Here is a 16,402-nt window from a genome sequence, read left to right on the forward strand (position 1 = left end):
GGACCTCTGTTGGGGAATAGTTCAACGGTAGAACGACGGACTCTGACTCCGTTAATCTTGGTTCGAATCCAGGTTCCCCAGCCAATTCTCGCTAAAACGCCGTAATTCCTTGATTTTCCAGTCGTGCCGGATATCGTTTTGGCATCATTGGCGACCTGATGCCCAGAGCTGTAGCCCACAGGTGATGCCCACGCGAAAATTCCGTGGCGGCGTTGCAGGTGGCAGGCAAGGGCAACTACTCCATGGCAGTCCGCCACGACGTCGAGAACCTTACCCAAGCGGGACATGAAGCGGATGGGGCTAGGTTATCAATTATCGATGGGAAGGCGAACGCTACAGGCTCGACGCGAACACCTCGACCCAAAAAGTCGAATAAATCAATTCGATATGGTTTTTGGCAAGGTCGATATGGGTCGGAAAGACAGGTATCTGGAAGAGGACTGCATGTGGTTCGACGTCATGCCTAAAGTTTCTGACGGTGGCCGAACCCAGTGTGTGACCACTGATGACATTCCGCTGAAGGACGTTCAGACTTCGCGAGGATCAGGCGAGGGATTTGAGATCGTGAGCCTCAAGCGTCGCCCTGTCGAAATGCGAGAACTTATGCCACCCAAAGAGTATCTCGATCCGGCAAAATGGGGATTTCCTATCAGCGAGAAATGACTTCATGAACCGGAGGTCAGTGACCGGAAATAAGTTCTTATCATTTATCGCGGCTGAGTGAATTGGCCGCCTCGGGCCATGACGCGCCCAGGCGTGGGTCGCAGTTGCGCCACAAGCGGCCGCTGATTTAATTCCGCATCGAACTTCGCCTTCGTGGGGAATTACCACCACATTGGCGCACGGTGGCAGGTCGACTATCCTCAGATCCGCTCGTAGGTTGCCGTATGTTACAGTAACGTACTTCATTGGCGGCTAGTAATCTGAGACACTCCAGACACTTCTGTGGCCGTTTGATTAAATTGACGCATATGTCTACCGCATTGCTACCGAGGCTCACCACGAGAGACAATTAAAGACTGAAAAGTATCGGCCGCTTATCCGTTTTTGGTTACAGCCAATAGGAGCATCGAACGATGAAAACGCGCGCCTACCTCGCAGTACTCGCCGCCAGTTGTTTTTCAGTCTTTCCCGCCGCCGCCCAACAGCAGGTGACCGGAACGCCCGGAGCACCGAGTGCCACGACCACGATCGACGGCCAGTCACTGCCGGCAGCGCCGCCGCCGTTCGGCGGGGTCATTAACCTCGACGCGCAGCACTCGACGCCCTGGTGGCCGCCGACCGTGGTCCCGCCGAAGGGCGCTCCGAACGTGCTGCTGATTATTACCGACGACGCAGGCTACGGCGTTTCGGGGACCTTCGGCGGTCTCATCCCGACCCCGACGCTCGACCAGATCGCGGCCAACGGCCTGCGTTATACCCAGTTCCATTCCACGGCGCTCTGCTCGCCGACCCGCGCGGCACTGATCACTGGGCGCAACCACCATTCGTCGGGCTTTGGGGTGATTGCCGAGCAAGCCACTGGGTTTCCGGGATACGATTCGATTATCGGTCCGGACAACGCCACGATCGGCAATATCCTGAAGGATCACGGCTATGCCACGTCATGGTTCGGCAAGAACCACAACACCCCCACTTACGCCTATTCGACCTCGGGTCCGTTCGATCAGTGGCCCTCGGGCATGGGATTCGACTATTTCTACGGCTTCATGGGTGGCGAAACCAACCAGTGGACGCCGTGGCTGTTCCGCGACCACACGCAGATCTTTCCGTGGAGGGACCAGCCCGGCTACAACCTGGTCACCGGCATGGCCGACGACGCCATCACCTACCTGCGCCAAATCGATGCCGTGACACCGGAGAAACCATTCCTCCTCTACTATGCGCCAGGTGCCACGCATGCCCCGCACCATCCGACCCAGGAATGGATCGACAAGTTCAAGGGCAAGTTCGACATGGGCTGGAACGCCATGCGCGACGAGATCTTCGCCAACCAGAAACGGCTCGGCGTGATCCCGGAGAAGGCCCAACTGACCCCCTGGCCCGATGACCTGCCGAAGTGGGACACACTCGATGCCGACAGCAAGAAGATGTTCGCGCGTCAGGCCGAGGTCTTCGCCGCCTACGTCGCCTATGCCGACCACGAGATCGGCCGGGTGGTCGACGAGGTGCGCCGCCAAGGCAAGCTCGACAACACGCTGATCATCTACATCGAGGGCGACAACGGCACCAGCGCCGAGGGGTCAACCATCGGCACCGCCTTCGACTTGGCGGCGATCCAGGGCATCAACATGCCCGTCGCCGACCAGCTAAAGTACTACGATGCCTGGGGCTCGGACGTCACCACTCCGCACATGTCGGTCGCCTGGTCCTGGGCCTTCGACACGCCGTTCAAGTGGACCAAGCAGATCGCCTCGCACTTTGGCGGCACTCGCCAGGGCATGGCGATGTCCTGGCCTGGCCACATCACCGACAAGGGCGGCATCCGCAGCCAGTTCCACCACGTGATCGACATCGTGCCGACGATTCTGGAAGCCGCCGGCATCGAGGCACCGCAAACGGTGAACGGAATCCCGCAGAAGCCGATCGAAGGCACCAGCATGGCCTATACCTGGGCCAAGGGCAGCGCCAACGTCCCGTCCACGCGCACAACCCAGTACTTCGAGATGTTCGGCGATCGCGCGATCTATCATGACGGCTGGATCGCCTCCACCACGCCGCCGGCCGGGCCGTGGCTGCTCGGGCTCGGCAAGCTGCCCGATGTGCTCGATGGCTACAATTGGGAACTCTACGACCTGACCAAGGATTTCACGCAGTTCGACGATCTCGCCGCCAAGGAACCGGCGAAGCTCAAGGAGCTGCAGGATCTTTTCCTGGTGGAGGCCGCGAAGTACCACGTGTTCCCGCTGGACAACAGGGTTGCCACGCGCTTCGGCCAACAGCCGAGCGCCACCGCGGGCCGGGACACGTTCACCTATACCGGCCAGCTGTCGGGTCTGCCGCCATCGGCTGCGCCCAGCCCGCTGAACCGATCCTACACGATCACTGCCGACATCGAGGTCCCGGAGGGCGGCGGCGAAGGCGTGATCAACACGCTCGGCGGCCGATTCGGCGGCTACGGCCTGTATCTGCTAAAGGGAAAACCGGTCTTCACCTACAATCTTCTGGGACTGGAGCGATTCCGCTGGGAAGGTACGGACGGGCTGACGCCGGGCAAGCATAGCATCGTCTTCGATTTCGCTTATGACGGGCCCGGCTTTGGCAAGGGCGGCACCGGCGTCCTGAGCGTCGATGGCACCGAGGCAGCCAAGCAGACGATCCCACACACCATCCCTTTCGTGGCGACAATCGATGAATCCTTCGACGTGGGCATTGATACCCGCAGCCCGGTCGACGACAACGACTACCAAGTCCCGTTCCGTTTCACCGGCACGCTCGACAAGCTGACGGTCAAGGTCGGGCCGCCGCAGATCTAGGCCGCTTCCGCATTGGTGTCGGGGATATCGTGACCCCGACACCAAGCCGCGTTTCCGCTATCGGCGGGGTCTACCAAATATCACTACAACCACGGCGAAGTGTCGCAAGCGCGGGTGCAACATCGCCTTCGCTTTTCGCATGGCCGGGATGGCCCAATGTTGCCACTAGCCAGCTTCCGCTTCGGGCCATGACGCGACCGAGGCGTAGGTCGCAATTGCGCGCCCTTATCAGTCGTAGTGGCAGAGCTTACCATTGCCCGAGAGCGGACTTCCGTTCGTTTAGACAATACTGCCTCCGGACACGATTTGCGGTCATCCAATCGACACGCCAAGGCCGCCTCTTTCCCTGGTAGTGACTCCAATCTCTGCAGGCCATGACTATCGGTCGATGGACACCTCAGAGCGTGTCGACCAGTCCTCCGGACAACCGCATGCCCTCTCGCTCCATCCTCGCGCAAGCTATCTGGGTGACTTTGGGTGATCACCCAACATGCCGTTAACTTCTTGTTAACTGTTCTTTCGCTACAGCCGTGAAACGCAAAATTAACAAAGTTGAATGATGTGTTAACCCAACCCCGCCCAATCCGTCTTAAGGGACGATCTTTCCTCGCGCTCGCCTTGAGCCCCGAGATGCCGGTCGATGATTGGCTGGTCCGGTTGGATAATCTCGCGGCCCGATCCGCTGGTTTCTTCCTTCGGAAACCAATCGTACTCGACATGACTAACCTCGACATCGGACAAGACGAGCTTCGAGATCTCGTGGCCAAGCTCGCGACGAGAAAAGTCCGCATCATGGGCATCGAGGGCGCGAAGGCTTCTTTGCTCGCTCCTGATCTGCCGCCCGCGTTGACCGACGGGAAAGGTACTTCCGACCTGGAAATACCCGCGGTCGAAGAGTCCTCTGCCCCGGCGGTGGCGGCAAATCTTGCACCGACGGTCTCGGCACCCTCGCGCTCTAATCCATCAGTGGTCGTAAGCCAGCCCGTTCGCTCGGGCCAGTCGCTTTACCATGCGGAAGGGGATGTAACTATCGTTGGTTCGGTGGCGTCTGGCTCCGAGGTGGTCGCGGGCGGCTCTATCCACATCTATGGGGCCTTAAGGGGCCGCGCCATGGCGGGGACCATGGGCCACTCCACGGCACGAATCTTTTGCAGGAAGTTGGAGGCGGAGCTGATCGCGATTGATGGCTTCTATCTGACGGCCGAGGATTTTGAACCAAGTTTGCGCGGGAAAGCAGTTCAGATCTGGCTTGAGGACGAAACCATAAAAGTGGCCGCGGTGATTTAAATCGATGAGTTTGGAAAAAAATGGAGATGATATGGGCAAGGTCATAGTCGTTACGTCTGGCAAAGGCGGCGTCGGAAAAACGACGTCCACGGCCGCGTTGGGTGCAGCACTCGCGCAGAATGGCGCGAAGGTCGTGGTTGTAGATTTCGATGTCGGCCTACGCAATCTCGATCTCGTCATGGGCGCGGAACGACGCGTCGTCTACGATCTCGTGAATGTCATCCAGGGTGAAGCGAAGCTCACGCAGGCCTTGATCCGTGACAAGCGCGTAGAGACACTGTTCCTGCTTCCGGCGTCACAAACCCGCGATAAGGACAACTTGACGCCTGAGGGCGTGGAAAAGGTCATCACTGCCCTTAAGAACGCGTTCGACTGGGTCATCTGCGACAGTCCGGCGGGCATCGAACGCGGAGCGACGTTGGCAATGCGCCACGCGGATGTGGCCATCGTCGTCACCAATCCGGAAGTTTCCTCGGTTCGCGACTCGGATCGCATCATCGGCTTGTTGGACTCCAAGACGCTGAAGGCGGAGAATGGCGAGACGATGGAGAAGCACCTTCTTTTGACCCGTTACGATTCCGCGCGTGCTGAACGAGGCGACATGCTGAAGGTCGATGATGTGCTGGAAATCCTCTCAATCCCCCTTCTTGGTATCATTCCGGAGAGCATGGACGTACTGCGGGCCTCGAACATTGGTTCTCCCGTCACCTTGGCTGACGTCCGCAGTGCCCCGGCAATCGCGTACTTCGAGGCTGCCCGGCGGCTTAACGGCGAGGCGTTGCCGGTCGTTATCCCCGGAGACAAGCGAGGCTTGTTTGGGAAAATTTTCGGTAGGAGAGCCGCATGAATCTCCTCCGAATGTTTTCCCGGCAGCAATCCGGAGCGGCCGCGCGCGAGCGACTTCAAATCCTGTTGGCGCATGATCGGGCCTCCACGGGCGATTCCGAACTTGTAACAAAGTTACGCGACGAAATACTCCGCGCGATTTCCAAGCATATGGAAGTCGACGCCGATAAGGTCAGCGTTAAATTAGAACGGGGTATCCCGGTGTCCACACTCTACGTCGACGTCGGAATCCCCCATGATGCGGAAAGGAAGGCGGCTTAAGCCGCCTTCACAACGACAAATCCTCTATGGGCGTCGCGCCAGCGTTTTATATGATTTTGTCAGGACCTGGGGACACGCCCTCATCTCGGACATAAAGTCCCACCAGGCGATCACTCGAAAACGGACGATGCAGTAGACTGGCGAGGCGGCATGTTTGCGCCCAGAAGCGGTCATGACGTATTGCCGCTGTTTGATGGGTGGTGGTAAACGACGGAATAAAGGAATTACCCACTGCGCCGAGAAATCATGAGTTTTTGAATGATGAAGCCGCTAGTCGGAAGGACGATAGAAGAATTTCGCAGATGCGTGTTCTACATGGATGGAAAGCTTCTGGACGAGCATGTCCTGCTGTTCTTCAAAATCGAAGACTCTTGGTACTCCATCTCATTTTCCGATGGCCAGATGGCCTTTCGCCGGCAACAGGAAGAACCGCAACTGAGCGAGCCTGATGACTTTGACAAGGATTTTGCTTACCCGGTTTTCACCGTCGATTTGCTCAGCAAATATGCAGGCAGAGAAATACGCTCCACCTCTTTCTATGTGGCTAAAATCCCCACCAGAGATCTTTTTGGAATTTATGTATCCTACGGCGACAGCGGGTTCTGCTTTCTCGATGAGGCGAATGGCGATTATTGCTATCTTCAGGATGGTCCTCCCGACACCACCGATGATAGCTTTGAGCTTGTGAACCGGGATCTTTGCCTGGAGATCTGACACGTGGCTCGTTGAGATTTTCCCGAAGATCTGAGGCGATTGACAATGTCCATTTACGGCCGATTAACCTCAAACACTCCCCAATCACAATTGCGTCCTCAGCGAGAAGTTCAAAGCCATTGCAGGACTCCCAGGGCTTCTGCTGACGCTTACCCTTCTTATAGGGAAATCAGCTAAGCCTTCCTGCAGCGCAACAGGGAGGAATCCGCATGGCGTACTTTGGTTCGTTCGTTCTCACGGCCGGGATCCCCTTTGTCCTCGGTTTCGCAGCGACGGGCTTCTGGAGGCGATGGGGAACGCTACTTCCCATCGGGACGGTCGTCGTGATCGTCGGCGCGGTCCAATACAGCGGGGCGCTCTCGGGCGACGGCCCCGGTCTGCCAGTCGGCATCCTGCTCGCCTGGTTCTTCGTTCTCGGTGCCGTATGCGGATCAATCGCGAGCGGAACGGTACTGATCGGTCGCGGAACCGAATGGAAGGTTCTCAGTCCCGCCTTGATCATCCCCGCCATTCTCGTCGTCGGATTCGGTAGCCCCATGGCCTTCTATTTCGCGGAAGCCATGATGCGGGACGCGAAAATGGCTCCACCTCCCCAGCGCTGTTTCAAACGGCTCTATCCGGCGCGGATCGCGGGCGTGGACCTGTCACTCCCGGCCGCGCCTGGCATCTCGTTTTTCCAGACCGGGTCGAACCGTCTTTTCGGCATGTGGCACAATCCGGACCTCCGCACCCTCTGCTCGCAGAGCGCCGACCAGACGACTGAAATGCGCGCCATGACCTTCATGCTTCACGAATCCTTCTGGTCCACACAGGATGCGAGGGAGCTGTTCTGCTCCCGTCAGCATCCCGAATATCCGTGGGCTGCGATGGTTTGCGATCCAAAGGCGGGAAGCAAGCTCGTTCTGGACAAGCCCGGCTTCGTCAGGGTGGAGGTCATCGACCCCGCAAGTCTCAATAAGGGTAAGGCTGCCGCGCCGCCCGATTTTCCGATGACTGCTTCGCCCGACGGCTCGAAAATCTACCGTGATGGTGACGACATCGCCGTCCTCACGCCTGGCGGTGACCGCGCCGACTGCGGCCGCATCGGAAGAGACAAGTACCTGCAATGCGATGCAAGCGGGAAGCTTTCCGACGAACTGGCGATCTCTTACGAATTTTGGGCGGACGGAGACGCAATCGAACAGGAGATGCCAAGGGTGGCAGCCGCGGCGCGAGATTATTTCCGCTCTTTAGTGCGTTAATCCGGTGCACGTGCCATGGGTCTCTCAATTCTGATCACTGCGAAACCGCCCGTTGGTTATAGAATGAGACGGCTGCTTTGCGCCCCCATGTCACCCGTAGACATGAACTTTGTCGCTGCCCGGAAGCAGACATCGCCGGCGACGGCACCAGAGGTCGCGGTTGCGCCTCGTGCTGACGTTTGCGCCGGACGCAGCCAATGTCACGAGTCGACTCCGAAGCGGTCTATAGATCGGGACGCAGGGGAACGGCAACATGGAAGCCAATTTGGTTATTGTTGCGTCTCAGGCCCACAAAGCATCAGGAGATGAAAGCGCGCGGGGCCTGCAACTTTCTGATACCTGGCGAACAAAGTTCCGTTCCATCCTTCGACCTCGACCGGCGATCGGCAAGAAGGTTCCGATCCGGTCTAGCAGGTGTCCTCTTTCGCTAGTCTGCTCCGTCCTTTCTCGCCCGCTCGATGAATTTCCCTGCGACTGCTTTGCCGAGGGCGACACCTGCACGGTTGTCCATTTCGTAGTGGATGCCAGCCCAGATGCGGGAATCTCCGGCCTCTTTGCCGACCGCGCGGATGAACTCCGCATGGCTGGGGAACAGGTACGCAAGGATCTCGCAACGCGCCGTCGAGAGAGTGGAGTGATTTGACGGATAACTCGGAAAGGGCGGCACCGCGAACAGGGGAGTGATGCTCGGGTCAAGCTGGTTGGGCCGGAGGTACCAATACGCGAACTTCCCGTCGTTGCTTGCAATGAACGCGTCGTAATGGACCGTTGCGAGCATCGCGTAAGCCCGTGCAGCCCGCGGGGGGTTCGAATCCGTGTTGTCCTCGAACATCCACTTGCTGGCATAGTCATACCAGCTCGTAAACAGGCCGGATGGACTCTGCCAGTAGAAGGCTTTGTAGTTGTTTGGAAATTTTCGCTCAAACTGCCGAACTGCATCCGCCTCGGCCTTTACGGTCGCCGACTGACAGTCGGGCGGAGCCGGCGGCCTGAATTCATCGGCTGATGCCAGCACGATCGGTTTCCAGTTGGGCATGGTTACATTGCCGGGTTTGTCTCCGACCCACATGCACGGCCCGGTCGGGACCGTGCCGGTCCACACTGCGTCAGAGCCATCGGCTTTTGCTCGCGCAATCACCTGCTCTGCTACTCGTCGCCCCAACTCGAGGCCGGCGGAAGAGTCGCTCGGGAACTGGACACCGGCAAGGACACGCGACTGAGCCGCTTCCTCGGCCATTGCCTGGAACGAAGACGCCTCGTCCGGAAAGAAATAGGAAAGAACCGTCGCGGCGGCTCCGGCGGCTGCCGCGTGTTCAGACGGATAGGAAGGACTCCGAGGTGTAGGCAGCGCAGTCGGGAGTGTCGCATCCGCCTCGCTCGGGCGCGGGCGATTGTAGAAGTACTTCGACTCCCAGGCCGCGATGGTGGCGTCGTACATCGCCATCGTCAAATAAGTGTAGATGCGGTGCGCATTGGGGATCGGCTGGCCTGTGAGAACACGATTGTTGACCAGGTCGATCCATCGATAGCCGGGCGAGCCGGCGTCCCAGAACGTGATCTTGGCGGCGACCTGCGCGTCGTTCTTTGCGACAAGATCGTGGAGCTGCTCCAGCTCGGTTGCAGAAGTATCCGGTGGGGGCGGGACTCGGAAGTCCTTGCCCGACGTGATCACCCACGTCTTCCACGTTCCAGCATTTGGCTCTATCAGGACCGATTGGGCGAAAGCGCAGTTCCCTGACAAAAGGATCACTGCGCAGGCCTTGCATAAGGCGCTGAGCATGTTGGGCCTCCCATGGTTGGTCCCCCGGCCCAAAGGCGGAGGCCTTTCTGCTTTACGGCTGCTCCGTCATAATTTTAGCAATCGCTAATTGTAGCACCGAACACCGCCGGGCAAAAGGATCAAATGTGAGAATAGGCAGCTTGCTAGTGTCACATCGGAAGACCGCTGTCTTCCTGACTTGTGGCCCGATTGCCGCTGTGACAGCGGCATGAAATTCCTCTCGCAAAGTCGATGTTTGACAACCGGCTTCTGCGGCAGGGCAACGTCAGCTTCCCAGCCCTTCGAGACGTTCCGGTTCGATTGCGGGACTGCCCACGTTGGGCCAGATCGCGACAATGGTTGTGCGGAAATGAATGTCTGCTCTGCCACATCGGGAAATCAGAACCGGTCGGACCGCTTCCGGCCCCCTTGAACCTGGAATTTGCACGTTCTTCCAACGGCCAATGGTGGCCGAAGGAGAACTCAAATGGGTATCGCACAGTATGATCCTGCTGCACTGGGTCGCCCGGTATGGAACGCCGGCCGGACGGTCGGCGTAAAGAAGCCTCTGAAGCAGCGGCAGATTTGGGCAATTCGTTTCTTCCTCGATAGAGAGGGGCGCATGCGAGACCGGGCGTTGTTCGATCTCGCGCTCGACAGCAAGCTACGAGGCTGCGATCTCGTTAAGATCAGGATCGGAACCCTCGTCACAGGTCAAGAAATTCGAACCCGTGCCATGGTCGTCCAGCAAAAAACCGGACGTCCCGTACAGTTCGAGATCACGGCTGACGTAAGGGCAAGTTTGCTTGCGTGGCTCGAACGGAGAGGCGGCACCATCGATGATTTCGCCTTTCCCAGTAGGGTTGATCATTCCGATCATCTCAGCACTCGCCAATATGCCAGATTGGTCGATGAGTGGGTCACTGCGATTGGGCTTCGCCGTGAAGACTACGGCACGCACTCGCTCCGACGCACAAAGGCAGCGATGATTTACAAAGCCACTGGGAATCTTCGTGCGATCCAAATCCTGCTCGGACATTCCAAGATCGAGAACACGGTGAGGTATCTAGGCGTGGACATCGAGGATGCGCTGGAACTGGCAGAGCATACTGAGATTTGAAAATGTGTGGCCCCGCGCGGAGCGGGGCCGTGCGTTTCTGCGCGTAGGGCCTCGTCTGAAAAATCGATTGAGCGGCTATGCGCCCGCTTATTGGTCATACAGTGCGTCGTCGCGCCTGCCTGAAAGCGGACATCGTCTGGGCACGATCTCGTCCACTGTGCGCCAACTCCCGAAGCTGGTTAGCTTCCGGATCGCGCCAATAGGAGACATCCTTGGAGACCTCCTTCCCTGCTTCCCTGCCGCCCTCCCGAATCTGATTTACAGCCCCTTGGAAATCCGTTCGATTCAAGACAAAATCGTCCCGCTCTAGTTTGGGGGGATTTTGATGGAAAGCCACGAGCCGTTTTTACGCGAGGCGATTGCACTCTCGAAATCCTCGATGGAGCACGGCGACGAACCGTTTGGCTCGGTGCTGGTGAAGGACGGCAAGGTAATCCTGCGCGCCGAAAACAGCGTCTTCACCGGCCACGATATGACGAACCACGCGGAGATGAACCTGGTTAAGCTGGCAGCGCAGCACTACGACACCGCCTTTCTTGCTGACTGCACGCTTTATACCAGCACGGAACCGTGCGCGATGTGCTCCGGCGCGATTTACTGGTCGGGCATCGGACGAATGGTTTTTGCGTGCTCAGAAACGCGGCTTGGCGAGATCGCCGGAATCGGGTTGAACGTGCCGAGCCGAGCGGTGTTGCAAACCGGCGCGCGCACCGTCACGGTGGTTGGCCCGACGAACCTGGAGGACGAAGCGGCCAAAGTACATCAGGAATTCTGGCCGAAGCATCTGGGCAAGGCATAGCCCCTTTCGTCTGGAATGCCGCTGACAGGTGTACCGAGGCAGTATGCCGCCTCGTTTCTGGCGGGACTCTTGTCCTGCGATGAGCCAACTCTAAAGCTCTTGACCACAACGCGCCAAAAACAGTCTTGCTCCTGGCTCCTTTGATTAATTTCGCTTACTCGAATCCCGCTCTTTGTAGAAGTTCGGTGAAAATCTGCCTCTGCGGAGCGATCGTGACACCGGCATACAACAGGAAATGATCCTTGTTTTGGTATCCCATGGCGACAGCTTGCACGTGCCAATCGCGCAAATCTTCGGGCCTAGAGAGTGCAGCAGAGCAGCACGCCGCGTAGATTACATCATCGAGTGACCGACTCTTGAGAGGCTTGCGCGTCACGCAGCTCAGGGCGTCTTCGTAGCGGCCGCCAAAAAAGAATACTCTTCTAAAATAGTTGTTGTACCACACCGGCCAGCGGGGATTGAGCCGTCTTGCTTTGTCGGCAGCCATTTCCGCCTGCTTCTGACGGCCAACCCTTGCAGCCCATCCAGCGAACATTGCGAGCACGTCTGCGTTTCCGGGACCAAGCGACATTGCCCGATCAAACGCTTCCTCTTCGGCCTCCGGGTCTCCGACATGCCCGAGCGCCTCGCCGAGTGCCAGATGCGCCTCCGCATCCATCGGGTCCAACTCCACCGCCTTTCGAGCCGACTGCACAAAGAGCATCTCATATTCGCTGGAGCCGCCGCTGAATATATTAAGCTGGTCATAGGACCACGCGGTCCCCAACCAAGCGCGAGCAAAATTTCGATCCAGCTCCAACGCGGCGCTGAAGAAGCCCAAGGCCATTCTTGCATCTTCCAAGTTGAAACGATTGTTGTGCGACAGCCCGAGAAGGTAAAACTCGTAGGCAGAAAGGTTGGCGGATGGTGTTCGAGACGCTCGCTCGGCGGCCGTATGCAGGATCACACTATATCCAGCCAGGCAATTGACAATTCCGTCGGCAATTTCGCTTTGAATTAAAAAAACATCTTCGAGTTTGCGATCCCATCGTTCAGACCAGATGGCACGGCGCGTGTCGTTTTCAACCAGCTTAGCTGTGACCCGAACGGAGTCATCCGAAAACTGGATCGTGCCACTTAAAGAGTAGCCGGATTGACTTGAGGCTTGCGGGCTTTGATCCGAAGTCAACTGGATGACTTCAAGATCGCGGTATCTGGTCAGGTGCGCTGCAACTTCCTCAAACAACCCGGCGTCCAATGGTAGTCCCCTCTCATTCGCCCCGATTGTTTTGAACGGCGTAAGCGAAATGGAAAGTCTAGAGCCTCTCGATTTTATGGGCATTGGATTCGAGCCAGGCATGGCAGCAACGTGTTGAAGGGGATCAATGGCATATACCCGCACGGGGCGAGCTATGTTCTTCAGGATGACTTCGCCCATATCGCGGACGTCCACAAAAACCTTTCCAATTGAATCTTCAAAAACTCGCGCCGAAATGCATATACCGCCGACGGGAGCGAGCGCTTCAAGGCGGGCGGCAACATTGACGCCATCACCTAGAAGATCGCCTTCCTCAACGACGACATCGCCTTGGTGAACGCCGACGCGCATCGTCATGCGGCGGTCCAGGCCACATTGATCGTTGCGTTCCTTGAGGAGATGCTGGATGTCGATTGCGGCTTGAAGCGCCCGAACCGCACTTGGAAATTCCGCAAGTATTCCGTCACCCATCAGCTTAAACACACGACCGCCTTGCTTTGCGATAGTGGCGTCGACAATTGTTGAGCGTATCTCTCGAAAGCACTCAAGGGCGAGCCCTTCGTCTTCGCCAATCATGTGGCTGTACCCGACGACGTCAGCCGCGAGTATCGCTGCGAGCTTACGATTGTCCATTGGTACCCATGTCCAAAAACCCACGGTGGTGGCGACCACTGCTGCTTCCGTCAAGATTTGAACAGTATGAGACGTTCGAGACGATTTGTCTGCAGTCGACCTGTTAGCTGGCGCTTTCAGACGCGAACATCTCGCACCAACAAGCGCTGGCCACGGCCGAGCGCGGATTGGCCAAGGCTACACGGCATCGCCGCGATCACCTTGCCTTTCCCATTCGTCGGGGTGATCCTCAGGTCAGATTTAGAAAGCAAACTTGCTGCAACGTGAATCTATCTCCCATTATATCAATCGGCGTCCGCTCTGGCGGGATGCGGTCACTGGACTGTCGACCCGCTTGGGGCCGATGGTCGCGTATGGATGGTGTAGAAATCCAAGCGCACAAACATTGCGCCGACCACCGAGCGGAAATTCGGGCTAGCTCAAATCGAGCTTCTGCTACTCCGGCAAGACCTCCGCCATCACGTCCGGTCGGCGACTATGGACTCTTCTGAGCCAAAGGCGCATTTTCGAAGATGCGAGCCGCCAAGCTCGAAACCATCCGGCGCTGCAGTTTGATATCCGTAGCTGACACTAGGCCTCGCTCCGAGAAATTTCCGGTGGGGTAGACATTCTGCGCATATCCGCGTTCAGGCCGCGGCCGACGGCGCGTTGCAGCCCTTTCCGGATACATCTGGGAGGATGAAAATATGCTTGATCTCCAACGCAGAGAATTCATCGTTAAGGGAAGTGTTGCCCTCGCGGGCATCGCCGGTCTCCACGCGTCGCTAGCCTACGCATTCCCCACCAGTTCGGGTGAGGAAGTCATTCCATGGCTTGATCAGCCGACCGAAAATCCCGATCCGGCAGGGATCCAGTCCCAGCTTGTCTGGGAGGATTTGGATACCTGGATAACTCCAAACGACAAGTTCTTCAGCATCTCACATTTCAATCGACCAACGATCGACGAGACGACATGGTCCATGGAGATCGGAGGCCTGGTCAGGAAGCCCTTGAAGTTAACACTCGCTGACATCCGGGCGCGACCACGACAGGAGGTCGTTTTCACAGTGGAATGCTCGGGCAACCACGGCTTTCCCTTTTTCACCGGCGGCATCGGCAATGCTCGCTGGGCAGGGACGCCGCTCGCCCCGATCCTTGAGGAAGCCGGTGTTCACGAGAAGGGCATTGAGGTCGTCTTTTTTGGGACTGACACAGGCGAGGTCCCGATACGCGACGTCAAGATGAAGCAGAACTTCGCCCGTAGCATGTCGCTCGCTGACGCGATGAACCCAGACAATCTCCTCTGCTATGAAATGAACGGAGCCGCCTTGCCGGCATCCAACGGCTTCCCGGTACGCCTCATTGCTCCAGGCTGGTACGGGATCGCCAACGTCAAATGGCTGAAGCGCATCGAGGTTCGCGACACCCGCTTCATGAGCCTTCTGATGGCCCGTGACTATGTCACGATCCGGGAGGAAGACCACAACGGCGAGACCGTATGGGCCGAGACTTCCGTCGGGCGAGCGCTGCTGAAGTCCGCGCCCGCAAAAGTCACCCGCAAAGGGTCGGATTACCGCATCATTGGAGCAGCCTGGGGCGCGCCGATCGATCGGATCGAAGTGCAAATCGATCAGGGGCCCTGGGCATCCACGACCATTGACCACAGTGAGGAGGCCGAACACGCTTGGAAAATTTGGTCCCTGACTTGGGCAAACCCCTCGGCAGGAGAACACACGGTGACCTCGCGCGCGGTCAGCACCGCGGGACAGATTCAACCCGCAATGAACGACCCCTTGATCGCCAAAAAGCACACATACTGGGAGAGCAATGGCCAGGTCACGCGTCGCGTCCGCATTTGAGAAGGTCTGCTGCCATGTCGATCGACTGCTTGGGAAAACGACCCTTCGATAGAGCAGCCATCGCTGGGAATTGCGGCACCAAGCGGCTATTCCAAAAGCACTGCGCCGACGGCGCGGCACGCAGAATTTGATCCTGGGAGCGTTGTTGGCAATTCGTCACTTCGGACGAATAAGATTACTCGCGGTCACGAATGAAGAGCGGCATCGATACCCGCTGCCGACCTATAAAAATGCATCTGACGCAATTGATGACGAAGGCAAAGAGTTATTGCTTTGGCACTGATGGCTCCGGACGCCATGGCCGGGAGTCTCGGGCTTCCGTGTTCGTCGCTGGGGAGGATTGCCGCCGTTCAATTGGCACGACGCATATCCATGGGTGCGTCGCGCTTCTTTTTCCAACTGCTAGATCGAAAGGAAGTCGGATGGTGCGATCTGAAGGGCGGCGGCAATACGTCGGAGTTTGGAAGGATCAGTATCCGCCCCGATCTCGACATCCGAGATCTCACGATTTGTAAGGCCGCAGGTGATCGCTAGGTCGTCGACACTGTAACCGTACGACTCCGGAACGGCGCGAACGGTGTTTCCGACGTCGATTTCCGATACTGGAGATACGCTGGACGCATCTACATTCTGGATTGATATGGACATGAAAATCTCCTTCCAAAGTCCGGCGACGAGACAACTCGTCGGGTGAAGATGGCTATGAAAGCCCGGCATACGTCGGCTCAAAATACAACAGCCGACGCAGCGCCAATATAAGGGTATCGATCGCGTTCAAGCATTTAGGCTGAGCACCTCCGTCGACCAATCGCCCGCTCGCGACCTGAAGGTCACCCAGGTCAAATACGGACTGATAAGGGATGCAGCCCAAATCGAGGTTACGCGAAACTTCGACGATTGGTCGTGAAATTGGCTGCGACGATAGCCTTAAGGCTCTCCGATTCGGTGCTCCTTGATTTGGTCTTTGTCGAAGCTCGTAATTCCAATTAGCAGCGCCCAGGTGCAGCGCTTCCGTCTTGCTAGTGTGGGGATATAATCGTGCCGGCGTGGGTCCGCTTTGGGCCGATTTCGTTGAAAAACTCGATGGATTTGCCGATCATCCGCCCGTTTGGGTCTTTTGGGCGAAGTAGGTATCGCTTTCTGCCCCGCGCCTCAGCGCAGGGTATCGATCTATGCCGCTCTCATGCAGCA

The 16,402-nt window shown here is 57.7% G+C and carries 13 protein-coding genes and 1 tRNA gene; 11 read left to right on the forward strand and 3 right to left on the reverse strand.

Annotation, left to right across the window (positions count from 1 at the left end; translation table 11 throughout):
• The first annotated feature begins 10 nt into the window (after positions 1-10).
• From CPY51_RS31805 to CPY51_RS31840, 8 genes are all read left to right on the forward strand, one after another.
• Positions 11-84, forward strand: a tRNA-Gln gene (locus tag CPY51_RS31805).
• Positions 85-444: 360 nt separating this feature from the next.
• Entirely contained in the window at positions 445-663 is a 219-nt protein-coding gene (locus CPY51_RS32425) for a hypothetical protein (protein WP_146260220.1), read from the forward strand.
• 413 nt (positions 664-1,076) lie between these two features.
• On the forward strand, positions 1,077-3,476 hold the full coding sequence (locus CPY51_RS31815) for an arylsulfatase (protein ID WP_111164355.1): 2,400 nt from the start codon (positions 1,077-1,079) through the stop codon (positions 3,474-3,476).
• Between the two features lie 552 nt (positions 3,477-4,028).
• Positions 4,029-4,763: a septum site-determining protein MinC gene (gene minC, locus CPY51_RS31820; protein WP_111164356.1), complete on the forward strand. Its 735-nt coding sequence runs from the start codon at positions 4,029-4,031 to the stop codon at positions 4,761-4,763.
• 31 nt (positions 4,764-4,794) lie between these two features.
• The gene (gene minD, locus CPY51_RS31825; protein WP_111164357.1) at positions 4,795-5,610 is read left to right on the forward strand and encodes a septum site-determining protein MinD; all 816 of its coding nucleotides are present in this window, start codon (positions 4,795-4,797) and stop codon (positions 5,608-5,610) included.
• A complete protein-coding gene (gene minE, locus CPY51_RS31830; protein ID WP_111164358.1) occupies positions 5,607-5,870 on the forward strand; it encodes a cell division topological specificity factor MinE in 264 nt (87 codons plus the stop codon). Before minD ends, minE begins: the two co-directional genes overlap by 4 nt.
• 258 nt (positions 5,871-6,128) lie before the next feature.
• Complete coding sequence (locus tag CPY51_RS31835) at positions 6,129-6,584, forward strand: hypothetical protein (protein ID WP_111164359.1); 456 nt, start codon at positions 6,129-6,131, stop codon at positions 6,582-6,584.
• A 209-nt stretch (positions 6,585-6,793) separates the two neighbouring features.
• A complete protein-coding gene (locus tag CPY51_RS31840; RefSeq protein ID WP_111164360.1) occupies positions 6,794-7,825 on the forward strand; it encodes a hypothetical protein in 1,032 nt (343 codons plus the stop codon).
• A gap of 427 nt (positions 7,826-8,252) precedes the next feature.
• Here CPY51_RS31840 and CPY51_RS31845 read toward each other — a convergent pair whose 3' ends face one another.
• A complete protein-coding gene (locus CPY51_RS31845; protein WP_244598853.1) occupies positions 8,253-9,605 on the reverse strand; it encodes a phosphatase PAP2 family protein in 1,353 nt (450 codons plus the stop codon).
• A gap of 466 nt (positions 9,606-10,071) precedes the next feature.
• Here CPY51_RS31845 and CPY51_RS31850 point away from each other — a divergent pair, with 466 nt between their 5' ends.
• Together CPY51_RS31850 and CPY51_RS31855 are read left to right on the forward strand one after the other, a co-directional pair.
• Positions 10,072-10,704: a tyrosine-type recombinase/integrase gene (locus tag CPY51_RS31850; RefSeq protein ID WP_111164361.1), complete on the forward strand. Its 633-nt coding sequence runs from the start codon at positions 10,072-10,074 to the stop codon at positions 10,702-10,704.
• A gap of 325 nt (positions 10,705-11,029) precedes the next feature.
• Positions 11,030-11,503, forward strand: coding sequence for a nucleoside deaminase (locus CPY51_RS31855; RefSeq protein WP_111164362.1), 474 nt, complete (start codon positions 11,030-11,032; stop codon positions 11,501-11,503).
• 154 nt (positions 11,504-11,657) lie between these two features.
• Here CPY51_RS31855 and CPY51_RS31860 read toward each other — a convergent pair whose 3' ends face one another.
• On the reverse strand, positions 11,658-13,412 hold the full coding sequence (locus CPY51_RS31860) for an adenylate/guanylate cyclase domain-containing protein (RefSeq protein WP_111164363.1): 1,755 nt from the start codon (positions 13,410-13,412) through the stop codon (positions 11,658-11,660).
• Positions 13,413-14,059: 647 nt separating this feature from the next.
• On the opposite strand from CPY51_RS31860, the gene CPY51_RS31865 reads away from it, so the two are divergent.
• A complete protein-coding gene (locus CPY51_RS31865) occupies positions 14,060-15,211 on the forward strand; it encodes a sulfite oxidase (RefSeq protein ID WP_111164364.1) in 1,152 nt (383 codons plus the stop codon).
• A gap of 402 nt (positions 15,212-15,613) precedes the next feature.
• Here the strand turns inward: CPY51_RS31865 and CPY51_RS31870 are convergent, their stop codons facing one another.
• Complete coding sequence (locus CPY51_RS31870) at positions 15,614-15,859, reverse strand: helix-turn-helix domain-containing protein (RefSeq protein ID WP_111164365.1); 246 nt, start codon at positions 15,857-15,859, stop codon at positions 15,614-15,616.
• Positions 15,860-16,402 lie beyond the last annotated feature (543 nt).

The sequence above is a fragment of the Arminella tubonensis genome (genome assembly GCF_003240585.1).
GTDB classification, from domain to species: domain Bacteria; phylum Pseudomonadota; class Alphaproteobacteria; order Rhizobiales; family Rhizobiaceae; genus Rhizobium; species Rhizobium tubonense.